The sequence below is a fragment of the Rugosimonospora africana genome (assembly GCF_016862975.1).
In the GTDB taxonomy this organism is placed as follows: Bacteria; Actinomycetota; Actinomycetes; order Mycobacteriales; family Micromonosporaceae; genus Rugosimonospora; species Rugosimonospora africana.
This window is the reverse complement of the sequence record NZ_BONZ01000030.1, coordinates 47,130-62,701: the sequence shown is the minus strand read 5'-3', so window position 1 is coordinate 62,701 and position 15,572 is coordinate 47,130. Positions and strand designations below refer to the sequence as shown.

The window sequence follows — 15,572 nt, the reverse complement described above, 5'->3', positions numbered from 1 at the left end:
TGACCGATGACCGAGCCGGTAGTAGTGCGTGCGTTCGGGATGCCTCCTGACCCGAGTCAGGCGGGCACCCTCGCGGAACTCATTGACGTCTTACGGGCATTGAAGGCTTGGGCCGGAAACCCGTCTTATGACGCCATTACCCAGCGCGTAAACAGGATCTGGTCGGCGGCCGGACGCCCGCCCGGCGAGCGCGCGAGGAAGTCCACGGTCGCGGACTGTTTCAAGACAGGGCGGCGGCGGCTCAATGGCGATCTGCTCATCGCGGTCGTACGCGCGCTGCACACCGACGTGGGCTACCTGGGCGGGTGGCGGCAGGCGTTGCGTGACATCGGCGCGAAGGCCCACACCGCCAGCGAGATCCGCGCCCAGGACATCCTGCCGGAGGATCTGCGGTGGTTCACCGGCCGCGGCCGGGAGCTACGCGCGCTGCGGGACCTGGCCGGCTCCGGCCGGCCGGCAGCCATCACCATCGAGGGATTGGCCGGTGTCGGCAAGACTCAACTGGCCGTGCATGCCGCGCACGAGTTCATCCGCCAGGGACTCTTCGAGCGCGTCCTGTACGTCAACCTGCGCGGCTTCCATCCCGATCCCGCTCAGGCACCGGCCGACCCGGTCACCGTGCTCGACGGCTTCCTGGGTCTGCTGGAAACGCCCGCTGCCGACCTACCGCGTCAAACCGACGCGCGGACAGAGCTGTTTCGTCAACAGCTGACCGGCGCGCGGATCCTGATAGTGCTCGACAACGCGGCCGACGCGAGTCAGGTCGAACCGCTGCTGCCACAGACAGCTGGCTGTCTGGCCCTGGTCACCACACGGCGACGGCTGAACCTGGCCGGCCAGGCGGTACATCGGCTGGTACTGGACGTTCTCACTCCCGAAGAGGCCACGACCTATCTCGCTCGCGCCGTCTCGGGCACGACGGCCGGAGTGGACGCGGACGCGCTGATGCGCATCGTGCGGCACTGCGACCGCCTTCCCCTGACCCTGAGCCTGATCGCCGCGCAGATCGGGGCCAGTCCCGGATGGACGCTGGCCGACCACGCCGAGCGGATCGAGGATCGGCACCGCCGCCGACGGCTCGAGTCGCAGGTCGAACTGGCCCTGCAGCTGTCATATCAGCACCTTCCCGCCGCACGGCGTCGCCTGCTACGGCTACTGACTCTGCACCCCGGTCAGGACCTGAGCGCGGACATCGCCGGCGCGCTCGCGGGCACGAGCACCGCCGCGGCGGCCGACGAACTGCGACACCTGCACGACGACCATCTGCTCCAACGCACAACGTCCGGCCGGTACGTTCTGCACGACCTTGTCGCCACGTTCGCCGCGGACCGCGCCTGCGACGAGGACGCGCCGTCGGCTCAGCGGGCCGCGTTGACGCGTCTGTTCGACTACTTCCTGACCGAGGCGACGGCCGCGGCGAACAGCCCGTACTCCACGCGGCCCGCCGCCGCACCGATCGGCTCGGGCACCGCCCGTTCCTGGCTGGATGCCGAGCGCACCACGCTCAACGCGATCGTCAGGCGAGCCGCGACCGGCGGCTGGCCTGAACACGCCGTCCGTCTTTCCGCGATCCTGCACAGCTACGTCGATGGCGGCTACTACCCAGGGACGGTGGGCGTCCACAAGTGAGGGTCACCGCCGATGGCGGCCACGCACCGGTCGACCGGGCGGCCTCACCGGAAGGCTGCGAGGTGGCGGCCCAGCCAGTCGGCGAAGGTACGCGGCGCGCGGCCGAGAACCCGCTGGACGTCGGGGCTGATCCGCTGCTCCGCGGCGGTCGGTACACCGAGGATGGCCAGGGTGCCCTCGACCACCGGCTCGGGCATGAACCGCAGCATCTGGGCGCGGGCCTCGTCACGGGTCTGCTCGATGAACCGGACCGGCTCGCCCAGCGCGGCGCCGATCGCCTCGGCCCGTTGCCGCGGCGACATCAGGGCCGGCCCGGTCAACTCGTACACCCGGCCCGCGTGCCCGTCCCCGACCAGCACCGCGGCCGCCACCTCGGCGATGTCTGCCGGATCGATGCCCGGCAGGCCGACGTCGCCGAACGGTGCGGCGACCGTGCGCTGTTCCCGTACGCCCGGCGCCCAGGCGTACGCGTTGGAGTCGAACCCGCCCGGCCGCAGTACCGTCCACGCCAGGTCCGACCCGGTGACCGCCTCCTCGAAGGCACGCGGGTGGCGGTAGGACTCCGGCCGGGTACCCGCGCCCTGCGTCGACAGCAGCACCACCCGGCGCACCCCGCCAGCCTTGGCGGCATCCAGAATGCCGTGTGGGTCGTCCCCCGCCACGAGCAGGAACAGCGCGTCGGCACCGTCGAGGACCGGCCGCAGCGTCTGCGGATCGGCCAGGTCGGCGGCCCGGTACCCGACGCCTGCCGGCCGCCCGTCGACCGGTCGGCGCCCCACGGCGGTGACCGTCTGCCCGGCCTCGGTGAGGGCCTCGATCAGCGGCCGACCGACGTTCCCGGCCGCCCCCGTAACGATAATCATCATCAAGCTCCTTCGAGAAAGCGCTGGGATCCAGCGCGCCGCCCGCGGCGACTCGACGAAGCTAGCACCGCCGGTATAGTAGGTACCTAGAGGAAAGTGACTACCCCGAGGGACACCACATGCCCACACCCGAGGCGCCCACATCCAAGGCACCCGCGCCGGCCAAGAGATCCGCGCCGATCGACCCCGAGCAGGCTTGCCCGATCGCGCCCGTGGTCGACATCGTGTTCAGCCGTTGGACGACACCGATCCTCTGGGCTCTCAACGAATACGGCCGGCAGCGGTTCGTCGAGCTGGAACGGTCGATCTCCTCGATCACCCCGAAGGTGCTGACCCAGCGGCTGCGCCAACTCGAACGCGACGGGCTGGTCGTGCGGACCTACCACACCGAGGTTCCGCCCCGGGTGGAATACGAGATCAGCGACCTCGGTCGCAGCCTCGCCCCGCTGTTCGCCAGCCTCTCCCAGTGGGCCACCACCAACCTCGACAAGGTCGACCGGGCCCGGCGCGACTACGACACCAGACCGACGCGGTAACCCGGGCGACCGCTCCGTCGTCCACACTGGACAGACACGGGCCGCCCGGTCCGATGTCCCCCGCCGCACTCGGCGGCCGGCCCTGCCGGCCGCCGAGTGCGGCGGGCGGCCGGCGGGGCCGGCCGCCGAGGCACGCTAAAGGGTGCTGACCATGCCGCCGTCGATGAGCACGTCGGCTCCGGTGACGTTGCCGGCGGTCTCGGAGGCAAGGAGCAGCACGACCTGGGCGACTTCGTCCGCACGGGTGAAACGCCCCGTCGGAGTGCCGGCGACTGCGGCCTCCCTCACGGCCACAGGGTCGAGACCTCGTGCCCGTCCCACGGTGTCGGCCACACCGCCGGGCCCCAGCCACAGAGACGTCTCCACGGGCCCTGGGCTGACCGTGTTGACCCGGACCCTTGACGGACCCAACTCCTTGGACAGCGACTTGCAGAAGCTTCGCAGCGCCGCCTTGGCGGCGCTGTAGTCGATGACGCCGGGATCCGGCAGCGAAGCGTTCACCGAGCAGATGGCGACGATCGCCGAGGGGGCGGACCGGACCAGGTGCGGGATCGCCGCCCGCGTGGCGCGGACGGCAGACATGAGGTTCACCTCCAGCGCCCATCGCCAGTCCGCGTCGGTGACCCCGAGAAAGCCTTCGGTGCGGGGATGGACTCCACCGACGTTGCTGATGAGCAGGTCGATGCCGCCGAAACGGGCCACGGCCTCGTCGACCAGCGATTGGCATCCGGCCGCCGTCGTGAGGTCGTCGAGAACGATGGCCACCTCACCCTGATCGGAGAGTGCCCTCAGCTCGGGCGAGCCGTTGCGGGCGCCCGCGGCGACCCGGACGCCCTCGTGGAGCAGTGCTTGGGCCACCGCGAGTCCGATGCCCTTGCTGGCGCCCGTCACCACGGCGGTCCTGCCGGCAAGGCCCAGGTTCACAGTGACTGTTCCTTCAGCCAGGTCAGGCAAGCCTCCGCCACCTCGCGCCACCCCGAGTCGACGGTCAGCGAGTGCGATCGGTCAGCGAAAGTCACGATGTCGGTGACGGCCTCGGAGTGGCGGTACTGCTTGAGCGTCGCGCGGGTGACGGACTCCGGGACCGTGTTGTCCTTGCCGCTGGCGATGAGCAGCAGGGGCCCGCGGGTCTGGTTGTCGGTGGCGACCTTGGCCGGGGAGTGCGGGTTGAAGTTCGCGGCGGCTGCTTCGAAGAGCGGCCGCCCCGGCGCCGGGATCGTCCAGCGTTCGAAAAGCTGGTCCGATTCTTCCTCGGAAACGGCATTCGCGAAGGCGAACCGGAACTGCTCCGGGGTCAGCGAGACGGCTCGGTGCCTGTTGGCAGGGTTCTTGAACACCGGCAGCGTCGCCTTGAGCGCCGACAGCGGCACTGGGAGCACACCCTTGATCTGCGCGGCGTCGATCGCGATGGCGGCCAGCGCCCGGTCCTGGCCCAGCAGCTTCTGCGCGATCATCCCGCCGAACGAGTGCCCGATCAAGATCGGCGCCGACGGCAGCCGCTCGATGATGCCGGCATAGTGCGCGACGACGTCGTCGATGCCGTGGTCACCGATCGCGTCCGGGTTCGCGCGCGACGCCTCGACCGTGTCGCTGTCGCCGGGCCAGCCCGGAGCCTGCGGTTCGTAGCCGGCGTCCCGGAACAGCCGCACCCACGGATCCCAGGACGAGGCGTGCAGCCAGAGGCCATGGACGAAGAGCACGGGCGTTCCCACGGTTGTCTCCACTCATCACGAGCTGTGCGCCTGACGCACCACAGCGGTCGCAAGCACAGTAGGACGACGCGGGGCCGCCGGACTTCAGTCGTGGCCCTGCACGAGGTGCCCAGGCGTCCGGTGCCCGGGGGCGGTGTCTAGCGTCAGATGACTGAAGATGCCGGCGAGACCTGATAGCCATGGTCGGTCAGCGCGTCGGCCAGCTGACCCCGGGAGGCGACTCCGAGCTTCGGGAAGATCCGGTACAGGTGTGAACTGACCGTCCGGTGTGACAGGAACAGGCGCTGGCCTATCTCGCGGTTGGACAACCCCTGTGCGGCCAGCTCGGCGATCTGGGTCTCCTGCGGCGAGAGCAGCTCACGCGGATTCGAGGTCGGCTGCCACCCGCGTTCGCCCGTGGCACGGAGTTCCTGGTCAGCCCGCTGCGCCCAGGTGCGGGCGCCGACGGAGTCGAAAGTGGCCCTGGCCGCCCGCAGCGGCTCGCGGGACTCCACGACGCGTCGTTGCCGGCGCAACCACGAGCCGTACGCCAGTTCGGCACGGGCTCGATGCCAGGGCAGCTGGCGGCTCGCGCCGTCCATGGCGGCCTGGAAGAGCGACTCGGCCGACGCGCGGTCTGCCAACACCGCTCTGGAGTACTCCAGAGCAATGATCGACCCCGTCGAGGGGGAAGCACCCGCGATCTGTTCCATCGAGGTCAACATGGTCCTCGCCTCCCCGCGGCGCCCGGTGCGGACGGCGGCGTCGGCCAGGTAGCCGAGGGTCCACAGCTGCTGCATCCGTTGGAAGGCTGGATCGGCGGGTAGGAACACGCGTCGGAGCTCCCCGTACGCCAGCTCGTGACGGTTCGCCCCCAACTCGGCGATGCCACGGGCGAGCTGTACGCCGGCGAGCAGAGACGACGCGGCGTTCGGGGTCCGCAGCGCCACACGTTCGGCCTCCGAGAGCAGGTCGTGGCGTGTGTCCCAGCCCCCGCGCACCGCGTCGATCAGGGCCACGGCGATGCGTGCGGTGGCGGCCCACAGGGACTGCCCCGTCTCGTCGGCGAGCCGCATGGCCTCGTCGGCCGAGCTCGCCACGTCGAAGACCCCCAGGTAGATCTCGGCCCACGCCCGGATCGCCAGCGCCTCGGCAAGCAGGCTCATCCGGCCCTGTGCGCGGAGCTCCTGGACGGGCGTGGACAGGAAGGCGACGGCGTGGCGGAAGTCGCCGGTGCAGAACGCCGCGATGCCCAACAGTCCCGCCAGGTCCGGCCGCCCATCCGCGTCCGCGGGCCACCGCGCGAGCTGCTCGATGACGACCGGCCCCTGCTCGTGCGACTCGGACAGTGCGTAGATGGCCAGCAGCCGCGGATCGCTGGCCGGCAGAGCCACCTGCTGGGCGGCCACCACGATCTCGTGCCTCACCGCCTCACCGGGGTCGCGCCACCACACCCTTCGGGCCGCGCCGACCAGCAGCTGCATGGAAAGGTCGAAGTCCTGGGTGCTCGCGGCGTGCCGTGCCAGGTCGACCAGGTGACGTACTTCGGCGGGCTCACCCGTCGAGCCGTCGTGGAAGACCCCCTCCAGCCACGCCAGCCTGGACCGGTCCCGGGCCCGGAGTGGCATCCCGGTGACCTGCGCCTTGATCTGCTCGACCTGGCCGAACCGACCCAACTGGTAGCCGAGTTCCGCGGCGCTGAGCAGCCGGGCGGCCTGCGACTGCGGGTCCGGACTCAGCGCGGCCGCCCGCTCCAGCCACGCGGCGGCGGAGGCGACCGCACCGCGGCGTTGGGCGTTGTCGGCCGCCTGTTCCAGCTCCGCCGCGATCTGCTCGTCCCGTCCCGACACCGAGGAGGCCCGGTGCCACACCGCGCGGTCGGGATGGGCGGCCAGGACACGCGCGAGCGCCGCGTGCGCCCGCTGGCGCGTGGCCAGCGGCATGGCCTGCCGGAGGGCCGAACCGACCAGCGGGTGAGCGATTCGGTACCGCTCGCCGACCAGGCTCAGGAGCCCGTGCTCGAACGCCGGTTGCGCCGCGACCCGGTCGAGGGGCGATCCGTGGAGGACCTCCGCGGCCGAGAGGACATCGTTGAGGTCGTCGCCGTCGTCGATCGCGGCAATGGTCAGGACCGCGCGTGCGGCCGGGTCGAGGTGTTCGGCACGTGCCGCGAACGCCTGTTCCAGGCGCGTGGTCATGGGCAGGTCCTCGTCCAACTCGGTCCACGCGTACCGCCCCGACTCCAGCGCCGCGCCGAACTCGAGCAGGGCGAGCGGGTTGCCCCGGGCCTCCCGCAGTACCCGATCGCGCATCGGCGAGGGCAGGTGCGGCGCCCGCGAGTCCAGCAACGCGGCCGACGCGGCCTCATCGATGCCGTCCAACTCCATCCGCTCAATCGTGTGGGCGTCGGCGAACGGCAGAGTCCCGGTTCGGGACGTACACAGCACGATCACCCGCTCACCGGCGATCCGGCGGGTGACGAAGGCCAGCGCGTCGATCGACGGCTGGTCCATCCAGTGAACGTCGTCGAGACACACCAGGACGGGCTTCAGACCCGCCGAGTCGACGATCAGCTCCAAGACCGCCAAGAAGGTGAAGAACGGGTTGACGTCGGCCGAGTCGCTCATGGCGAAGCAGGCGAGCAGGGCGTCGCGCTGCACGGCCGGCAACCGGTCGGCACGAGGCAACAACGGCCGCAGCACCTGGTGGAGGCCGGCGAAGGGCAGGTGCGTCTCGGACTGGCTGCCTCGGGCGGTGAGCACGGTGAACCCGACAGACCGCGCATACTCCGCAACCCCCACCAGCAGCGCGCTCTTGCCCACTCCAGGCTCTCCGACCAGCCAGATCGCGCGCCCCCGGGCGCCGACCAGGTCCAGGTGCCCGAACAGGGATCGCAGCTCGTCGTCGCGCCCGAGGAGACGCTGCCCGATGGTCATGTTCACGTTCACAGAGTCGAGCATTCAGCGGACGGCGCCTCGTGTCCACCGGGCCCAGGAACCGCGGAACAGTCAGGTGACCGAAGCGGGCATCGCCGCCGATTCGTCCCGCCCCGGCCCGGACGGGACGAACCGTGCGGAGTCAGCGTCGCGGCGTCAGGGTCCAGAAGTGGTCTGGGGTGCTGGCGTCACTGGTAGCGGCCCGCGGAGTGGTGACGATGGTCGCGTCACGCCCGTTACCCGAGGAATCCGCGGCGGTCGCTCCGGTCGCCTCGTCGAACGGGTAATGCAGCACGTCGCCCGCGCCCACCTGCCCGGAGGCGAGGGCGGCCACGTCGGCCGCGGTCAGCGCGCGGCCGTACACGGTGAAGTCGTCGACGGCGGCGGCCAGGTACGGGTCGCCCGGGTACTGCGACCGCCCGATCCAGTTCTGGTTGGTGTTGCCCAGGTCGGACGGGTGCAGCGTGACATTCGGGTTGGTACCCACGACCTGACCGTTGACGTAGAGCGTGCCGGTGGTGCCCGAGACGGTCACCGTCACGAGCGACCAGGTGTTGAGCGGCAGCGAGGTGGTGGAGCTGATCTGCTGCTCCGCACCGCCCCCGTTGGTGGTGATCGCGAATCTCAGCCCGGTGCCCTTGTTGAGCGTCAGGAACATGTAGTTCGACGTGCCGGTACCGAAGTCGAACAATCGCTGCCAGGTGGTGTCTTTCGTCGGGTCGACCCACGCCGAGACCGTGAAGTCGCCGGTCAGTCCGCTCACCGCGCCCTGCGGAACGGTCACGTACTCGTTGTCGCCGGACAGCTCGAGCGCGTTGCCGATCCTGCCGGTGCTCCAGACGACGGCGGTGTCGGACGTGACGCTGCCGTCGTCCCACTGGACGATCCGGGCGCCGGCGTCCTTGCTCGCGCCGTCGACAGCCAGCACCTGACCGCTGTCGTAGCTCACGAGCTTGTCGTGGCCCTTGCCGTCGGGTACGACCTGCCAGAGTTGGTCGTTGGCGCCGGTGGCTCTCTCCACGACCGCCGGGGCACCGTTGCCGGTCGAAGCGTCCTTCAGCCCGAGTACGAGGCCGTTCGCCCCGTTGACAACCTGGTACAGGCCGGAGCCGGCGGACACGAGCCTCCATCGCTGACTCGTACGACCCGAGACCGCGGCCTGATCGACCAGCATTCCCCTCGGCTGGGCGTCGAGGGCGAGCCCGCTGTTGAGGTTGGTGATCTGGTACGTGTTCTCCAGGTCGGTCGCCGTGCCGCCGCTGGTGATCACCAGGTGGTAGCCGTTCGCGGGGCTCATCGCGACCGGCACCGTGATCGAGCCGTTCTTGACCCGGTAGATGGTGTCGGAGATGGTGATCGGCGCGGCAACGGGATTGGTGCGGCCGAACGACTGGGTGTACTCGAGCTTGGCGTGCACCGTCCCGCCGAGGGCGAGCTTGTCCAGCCCGTCGACCCGCACAGCCGTTGAACCGCTGCCGCCGCCGAAGATGGCACTGACCTGCTTCTTGTTTCCGGTCACCGCTGCGGCGCCGTCGAGACCGGTCGGTGCCGGCGGGGTGGTGACGACCATGTTCCCGCTCATGTCGCCGTACCAGCGGTAGAGCCAGTACGCGCCGTTCGGCTGTGCACCCGTGTCGGTGAGGGTGTCGCCGAGAGTCCCGTAGTGGTTCCAGAACGCGAGTTCGGCGTCGTGGATCCCGTACCGCTCGAACTTGGAGATGTACCCGACCAGGGAACCCGGGACACCGACCTCGGCCGTGGTCGCGTACTCCTCGATGCTGATCGGCCGTGGGGCGATACCGAGGCTCGCCTCCAGGTTGCGTACCGTGGCGACGTCACCGGCGATCTTCCCGGAGCTCTCCAGTTCGTGCCAGCTGATGATGTCCGGGACGGTGCCGGTCGCCACCGCGTTCTGCAGGAAGCTCTGCATGCCGCCGATGTTGTCGGAGTAGCTCGGGCCCTGGATCGGCATCGTCGGGTCCAGCGAGCGGACCTCCCGGAACGTGCGCGTCCACCCGTCGTTGAAGCTGCCCGCCGCGGCGGTGTTCCAGGTCCAGTCGGGTTCGTTCCACAGCTCGTACGCGGCGATGTTGGTGGCATGGGACGCCTGGACCGCCTTGACCTGCGTGTCGACCGCGTTGAGCCAGTCGTCCCAGCTCACCCAGCGGTACGGGAAGTTCGGGTACCAGTCGGGCATGCGGACCACGACCTTGGCGCCGGCCCTCGCCGCCTCGGGAGCGACCACGAGCGCGTCGCCGGCGGGCGTGGGTTCGCCGTTGGGCAACTGCTTGCCGCCGGGTGCCATCTGGACGAACGTGTTCGGCTTGATGGCCTCGACCAGATCGTCGGACGGCACGGTGTCGGTGGCCAGCCCGTAGAGGCCGCCGGAGGCGACGTGCGTGACCGGGCGCAGTACCCGATCGGTGCTCACGACGAGCGTCGACGCCGGCGCGGCGTTTGCCGATGCGGCGTGCGGCGGTACCGCCTGTGCCGGCGCGGCCTGTGCCGGCGCGGAGACGAGAGTCGTGGCCAGGCCCGCGAGCATGAGCGACAAGGCTGCCGCTCCGCGCCGCGGCGATGCTGTTCGAGACATGGCTGTTCGAGACATGCGTGAGGCTCCTTTGCGCGACGACGCGACGGTCAGTCCTTGACGGCTCCGGCGGTCACGCCGGCGGACACGTACCGCTGGGCGAGGATCAGCAGCACCGTGGCCGGGATGGAGGCCACCACGGCGGTGGCCATGATGGCGTTCCACTGCTGGTTGTTGTTGCCGATGTAGTGGTAGATGCCCAGGGTGATGGGCTCACGGGTGCCGCCGCCGTCCAGCGTGCTGGCGAACACGAAGTCCGACCAGGCCCACAGGAACGCGAACAGGGAGACCGTGACGGTGGCGTTGCGGCTGACCGGCATGACGATCGACCAGAAGGTGCGCGCGGTGCCGGCGCCGTCGGTGCGGGCGGCCTGGACCAGTTCCTCGGGGATGGTGGACATGAACGCGGTGAAGATGAGCACCCCGAACGGGACCGCGATGGTGGAGTCCGCCACGATCAGGCCGGCCGCCGAGTCGAGGATGCCGAGGCTGAGGTAGATCGCGTAGAAGCCCATCGCCATGATGACCCCGGGGATCATCTGCGCGATCAGCAGGACGAAGCTCAGCACGCCGCCGCCCCTCGGGCGCAGCTTGGCCAGCGAGTACCCGGCCGGCGCGGAGAGCACCACGGTCAGCACGACGGTCCCGAGACCGACCAGCAGGCTGGTGCCCAGGTACGGCAGTTGCTGGTCGACCACGGCACGGTACCCCTCCAGCGTGCCGTGTACGGGGAACCAGTACGGCGGCGTCTTGCGCATGTCCCGGTCCCGGGTGAAGGACACGTTGACCATCCAGTACACCGGGAAGAGCATGAACGCGGTCAGCACAAGTCCGATCGCCGTCTTCCACCAGGTCGCCTTCGCTCTCATGCCGACTGCTGCCTCCGCTGTACCCGGATGTAGACCAGCCCGAATATCAGGGCCATCACGATGAGCAGGTTGCCGACCGCCGCTCCCGGGCCGAACTGCGGCAGCAGGTTGCCGAAGCCGAGCCGGTAGGACCAGGTGGCGAACGTGGTCGAGGAGTCCGTGGGGCCGCCCTTGGTCATGATCCAGATGATGTCGAAGACCTTCAGCGTGTAGATCAGACCCAGCAGCAGGGTGATCGCGGAGACCGGCCGCAGCAACGGAAACGTGACCCGCCAGAACTTCTGCCATCCGTTGGCGCCGTCCAGCGCGGCGGCCTCGTACAGGTTGGGCGAGATGGTCTGCAGGCCGCTGTAGAGCACCACGAGGTTGAACGGGATGCCGATCCAGATATTGGCGATGATCACCGAGACCAGCGCCCACCGCGGGGAGGTCAGCCAGTTGACCGGGGCGACGCCCACCCCGTGCAGCACCGAGTTCACCAGGCCGGAGTCGCTGTTGAGCAACCAGGACCAGGTCGAGGCCGACACGATCAGCGGCAGCAGCCAGGGCACCAGAAACAGCGCGCGCAGCGTGGCGGACAGCCGGAAGTACTGGGTGAAGAACACCGCGAGGGCCAGGCCGAGAGCGAACTGGACCGCGATGGACACCAGCGTGAACACCACGGTGTGCAGCAACGCCGGACCGAAGGTCGGATCGCCGAGCACCTTGCGATAGTTGGCCAGGCCGCTGAACGGGGCGCCGCCCTGCACGAACGAACGGACCGTGTAGTCGCGCAGGCTCAGGTCCAGGTTCCGGTACAGCGGATAGGCGTAGAAGACCACCAGGTAGACGGTGACCGGGGCGAGGAACGCCCAGGCCGCCCACTGCCCCGAGCGCGGCCGTCCGGCCCGGCCGCCGGTCCGCGGCGGGGCGGCCCGCGCCGCCTCACCGGAGACCCGCACGGGCCGCGCCACCGGCGCATGCGTCGTGTTGTTCATGCTGTCCTTCGATTCGGCGATTGGTCGTTCACGGCGATCGGGCGTCTACTTGGTGGCGCTCGCCGCGGTCGACTGCGCCGCCGACAGCGCCGCCTGCGGCGCCTTCGAGCCGCTCAGTGCCGCCTGCACCGCCGTCCACATCGGCTCGGAGATCTTCGGGTACTTGGTGCCGAGATTGTCACTCGTGCGTCCCTTGGCCGCGTGTACCGCGTCCACCCACACCCGCAGCTCGGGTGTCGCCGCGACCTGCTTGGCCTGTACCGGATCGGTCGGTGCGATGTAGGACAGTGTGGTGTCGGTGGTGTAGGAGTTGTCCGAGCTGGTCAGGCAGGCCACCAGCTTCTCCGAGGTGGAGTAGCGGGCGGTGTGCTTCTGCACCGGTACGGTGACGAACTCCCCACCCGTGGGTGCCGGCGCGGTGCCCCCGTTCTGGCCCGGGATCGGGATGATGCCGTAGTCGAAGCCGGTCTTCTTCGCGTTGGCCAGCTGCCAGGTGCCGTTCTCGGCGAACGCGTACTGGCCCGTGGCGAACTCCTGCCAGCTGGTCGTCTGCGTGTTGTTGATGACCGAGTTCGGCGCGTACCCCTTCCTCAGCCAGTCGGTCCACAGCGACAGCGCGGCGACGCCCTGCGCGGAGTCCAGCTTCGTCAGGTTCGCCCCGGCGCCCCAGAACCACGGCAGGAACTGGAAGCTGCCCTCCTCGGTGCCGATCGCCGAGAACGTGATGCCCTTCTTCCCCGCCGCGGTCGCCTTGGCCAGCGCCGCGGTCAGCGACGCCCAGTCCTTCACCGTGGTGGCGTCCACGCCCGCGGCCCGCAGGATGGATTTGTTGTAGTACAGGGCCAGCGTGTTCGCGCCAATCGGGATGCCGTACGTCTTGCCACCGATCTGGCCGGCCGCCAGCAGGTTGGGTTCGACCGCGGAGGTGTCGACCTTGGTGTCGCCGGTGGTGGTGAGCACGCCGGCGTCGGCCAGCGTGGAGATCACCGGATTGTCGACGATCAGCACGTCCGGCGAGTTGTTCTGCTGCGCCGCGAGCAGCGCCTTGTTCGTCAGGTCGGTGGTGTCGTACGCGGTGCGCTTGACGGTCACACCGGCGGCGCTGCCGCACTTGTCGAGCAACTGCACCCAGTCGGAGCTGTTGTCGAACTGCGGGTACGGGTCCCAGATCGTGTAGGGGCCGCTTGCCTCCGAGCCGGAGTCTCCGCCCGACGACGACGAACAGGCGACCAGACCACCGGCCAGCGCTACGGCGACGAGACTCGCTCCGAGAACGCGCCGCCTCCTCGTTACCACGTTCATCACAGGTTTCCCTTTCGACAGAGGTCTTCATCCGCGGTGCTGGGACTGGCCGGGATCCACACCCGCATCGGGCCGGATTCCCGGTTTCCCCAGAGGAAGTAGGGCACGGCGGTCACCGGCAGCGCCGCCGCTTCGGTGGCGTCGGCCGTTTCGTGGTCGCGGTACAGCGCCGGTGGTGCGACGCCGACGGTCGCCTGTGCGGTGAGGGTGACCGGGATCGGGGACGACCCGTCCCGCTCGTCGGCCCGTGGCGCGGTGGCGGTGTCCAGCCGGACGTCCTCCAGCGCCGTGTCCGGCGGCAGGTCCGCCTGTTCGAGGCAGTACACCAGCGGGCCGCGAGCCAGGGCTACACAGCCGCGTACCGCGTCCACGTGCGGGTGCGCGGCGAGCATCCGGGGCGGCATCCGCAGGTCGAGTACGACGGAAGTCCCCGGCGACCAGTGCCGGGTCAGCCGCAGGTACCCGTCCTCGGTGCCGGCGTCCACCCGTAGGCCGTCGATGTCCAGGCCGTACTCCGCGCACCAGTCGGGGATCCGCAGCGCGAGGGTCCAGGGTCCGGCCGGCGCGCGCCGTACGGTCAGCGTGATCCGGCCAGTCCACGGGTAACCGGTGTCCACCGACACCTCGGCGGATCCGCTCGGCCCGTCCGCCGTTGCCAGCGTCGCCGTCGAGTAGAGGTGCACCTGCATTCCGTTGGCGTCGACCGTGGCCACGTAACTGTGCAGCGAGGCCATCAGCCGGGACAGGTTCGGCGGGCAGCAGGAGCAGGAATACCACGGCAGCCGCCGCGACGGAGCGTCTTCATTCGATCCGTCGTGGCCGGCCCGCAGCTGCAACGGATTGGAGTAGAAAAAGTTCGTGCCGTCCAGCGCGGTGGCCGCCGCGATCCCGTTGTAGAGCACGCGTTCCATCTCGTCGGCGTACCGGTGCCTCCCGGTGGCCAGAAGCATCCGCCAGTTCCACTGGAAACTGGCGATGGCCGCGCAGGTCTCCCCGTAGGCGCGGTCGGGTGGCAACTCGTACGGGTCGCCGAACGCCTCGTCACGGTGCCGCGATCCGTGCGCCCCGGTGAGGTAGGTCTTGGTGTTGAACGCGGACTCCCAGAGCCGCTCGGTGGCGGCCAGCAGTTGCGTGTCGCCGGTCTCCACGGCAACGTCCACCGCGCCGGCCAGCAGGTAGAGCTGCCGCACCGCGTGGCCGGTGACCTCTTCGGCCTCCAGCACCGGCAGGCGATCCTGGTAGTACTGCCGGCCCATCTTGTCGGTCCCCAGCAGCCCGTGACCGCGCAGTGCCACGAACCGCCGCGCCAGGTCGAGGTACGGGCGGTGCCCGGTCACCCGGTACAGCTCCACCAGCGCGGTCTCGACGATCGGGTGGCCGCAGACCGCCTCGATCCCGTCGGGGCCGAAGCGCGCCACGATCAGGTCGGCGAAGCGTCGGGCCACCCGGACGAACCGCTCCCCCACGCCGACCCTCGCGGCGGCCACGGCCGCCTGGATCAGGTGTCCCGCGCAGTACAGTTCGTGGCTCCACCGCAGCTCCCGCCACTGCTGCACCCGGCGGTCCACCTGGAAGTACGAGTTGAGGTAGCCGTCGTCGTCCTGCGCCTCGGCCAGCAGCGCGGCCCACTCGTCCAGCACGCCGCCGAGGTGCTGCCGGGCCGCCCCGTCCGGCCGGCCCAGCTCCCAGGCCACCGCTTCCAGGGTCTTGTAGATGTCCGAGTCGGCGAACCACATGCCGGTGAAGTCGCGATCGCTGCGCCCCACCACCCGCCGCAGGTTGTCCAGGTTGCCGCTGACCTCCAGCTGCGCGATGCAGTGCGGCAGGGTGGCGGCGGCGTTGCGCTCCTGCCACCCGCCCAGCAGACCACCCGGGTCGAGGCGCACGCCGTCGGGGCGCAGCGGCCTCAGCGCGGCGACCGCGTCCGGGGTCGGGTTCGCGGGGCCGCCCTCGGTGGCCGTCGGTGAGACAACTTCTGTCATGGGCGATCTCTCATCGGTCGCGGTACACGGCGGCGGGAACGGTTGCGGCGTAACGGTTGCGGACGCGTGCCATCACCGGGCGACGGCGTGCGAAGAACCTGGGCTCTCGACGCCGTGCCCGGCGGTTAAGAAAACGGTTGCCCAACCGAGGCTAAGTGAATCCGGATCGACCCGTCAAGATGCGTCCGCGTTGCCTC

11 protein-coding genes are annotated in these 15,572 nt (G+C 70.0%); 2 read left to right on the top strand and 9 right to left on the bottom strand.

All coding sequences use genetic code 11. The annotated features are described in order from the left end of the window. The first annotated feature begins 6 nt into the window (after positions 1-6). Entirely contained in the window at positions 7-1,629 is a 1,623-nt protein-coding gene (locus Raf01_RS15315; protein WP_203918545.1) for an NB-ARC domain-containing protein, read from the top strand. A gap of 44 nt (positions 1,630-1,673) precedes the next feature. Here Raf01_RS15315 and Raf01_RS15310 read toward each other — a convergent pair whose 3' ends face one another. Next, the gene (locus Raf01_RS15310; protein WP_203918544.1) at positions 1,674-2,492 is read right to left on the bottom strand and encodes an NAD(P)H-binding protein; all 819 of its coding nucleotides are present in this window, start codon (positions 2,490-2,492) and stop codon (positions 1,674-1,676) included. A 119-nt stretch (positions 2,493-2,611) separates the two neighbouring features. Between Raf01_RS15310 and Raf01_RS15305 the strand changes: the two genes are divergently transcribed. Continuing rightward, on the top strand, positions 2,612-3,028 hold the full coding sequence (locus Raf01_RS15305; protein WP_203918543.1) for a winged helix-turn-helix transcriptional regulator: 417 nt from the start codon (positions 2,612-2,614) through the stop codon (positions 3,026-3,028). Positions 3,029-3,163: 135 nt separating this feature from the next. Here the strand turns inward: Raf01_RS15305 and Raf01_RS15300 are convergent, their stop codons facing one another. The 8 genes from Raf01_RS15300 to Raf01_RS15265 all read right to left on the bottom strand — a co-directional run bounded on the left by Raf01_RS15300 (position 3,164) and on the right by Raf01_RS15265 (position 15,375). Then, positions 3,164-3,952, bottom strand: coding sequence for an SDR family NAD(P)-dependent oxidoreductase (locus Raf01_RS15300; protein WP_203918542.1), 789 nt, complete (start codon positions 3,950-3,952; stop codon positions 3,164-3,166). After that, the gene (locus Raf01_RS15295; RefSeq protein WP_239133630.1) at positions 3,949-4,740 is read right to left on the bottom strand and encodes an alpha/beta hydrolase; all 792 of its coding nucleotides are present in this window, start codon (positions 4,738-4,740) and stop codon (positions 3,949-3,951) included. Before Raf01_RS15295 ends, Raf01_RS15300 begins: the two co-directional genes overlap by 4 nt. Before the next feature lie 143 nt (positions 4,741-4,883). Further along, on the bottom strand, positions 4,884-7,679 hold the full coding sequence (locus Raf01_RS50540; RefSeq protein ID WP_203918540.1) for an ATP-binding protein: 2,796 nt from the start codon (positions 7,677-7,679) through the stop codon (positions 4,884-4,886). Between the two features lie 118 nt (positions 7,680-7,797). Further along, positions 7,798-10,200 (bottom strand): LamG-like jellyroll fold domain-containing protein, encoded by a 2,403-nt coding sequence (locus Raf01_RS15285; protein WP_203918539.1) that lies wholly within the window; start codon positions 10,198-10,200, stop codon positions 7,798-7,800. A gap of 95 nt (positions 10,201-10,295) precedes the next feature. After that, entirely contained in the window at positions 10,296-11,114 is an 819-nt protein-coding gene (locus Raf01_RS15280) for a carbohydrate ABC transporter permease (RefSeq protein ID WP_203918538.1), read from the bottom strand. Beyond that, positions 11,111-12,091: a carbohydrate ABC transporter permease gene (locus Raf01_RS15275; protein WP_203918537.1), complete on the bottom strand. Its 981-nt coding sequence runs from the start codon at positions 12,089-12,091 to the stop codon at positions 11,111-11,113. The genes Raf01_RS15280 and Raf01_RS15275 overlap by 4 nt, the downstream gene beginning before the upstream one ends. Before the next feature lie 45 nt (positions 12,092-12,136). Next, positions 12,137-13,393, bottom strand: a complete 1,257-nt coding sequence (locus Raf01_RS15270) for a sugar ABC transporter substrate-binding protein (protein ID WP_203918536.1) — start codon at positions 13,391-13,393, stop codon at positions 12,137-12,139. Next, positions 13,393-15,375: a glycoside hydrolase family 127 protein gene (locus tag Raf01_RS15265; RefSeq protein ID WP_203918535.1), complete on the bottom strand. Its 1,983-nt coding sequence runs from the start codon at positions 15,373-15,375 to the stop codon at positions 13,393-13,395. Before Raf01_RS15265 ends, Raf01_RS15270 begins: the two co-directional genes overlap by 1 nt. Positions 15,376-15,572: the final 197 nt, after the last annotated feature.